The organism is Roseivirga seohaensis subsp. aquiponti, assembly GCF_001267955.1.
GTDB classification, from domain to species: Bacteria; Bacteroidota; Bacteroidia; order Cytophagales; family Cyclobacteriaceae; genus Roseivirga; species Roseivirga seohaensis.
Map to the genome: position 1 here is coordinate 1 of NZ_JSVA01000051.1, position 325 is coordinate 325.

General features: G+C 48.6%; 1 protein-coding gene. It reads left to right on the forward strand.

Features of this window, described 5'->3' with window-relative positions; genetic code table 11:
* On the forward strand, nt 1-325 hold a 325-nt coding region (locus OB69_RS18775), incomplete at both ends, for a hypothetical protein (protein WP_185096934.1).

Genomic DNA, 325 nt, shown 5'->3' on the forward strand with positions numbered 1-325 from the left:
AGGCAATTATGCTATCGACACGGCCGCCCCAGTTATCACCTCAGTAAGTTCTACGAAGGTGGATGGCAGTTATGGATTGGGCGAAGTGATCGTAGTAGCAGTTACTTTTGATGAAGCAGTAACGGTAACGGGCATCCCGCAGTTGGAGCTTGAAACCGGATCAGTAGACCGTAAGGTGGACTACAGTTCAGGCACAGGAACAAACACCTTGACTTTCAATTATACCGTTCAGATGGGCGATGAGTCAGCAGATTTAGATTACAAAGCCACCAACGCATTGACCTTGAATGGCGGAACGATTAAAGATGCAGCCGGCAATGACGCC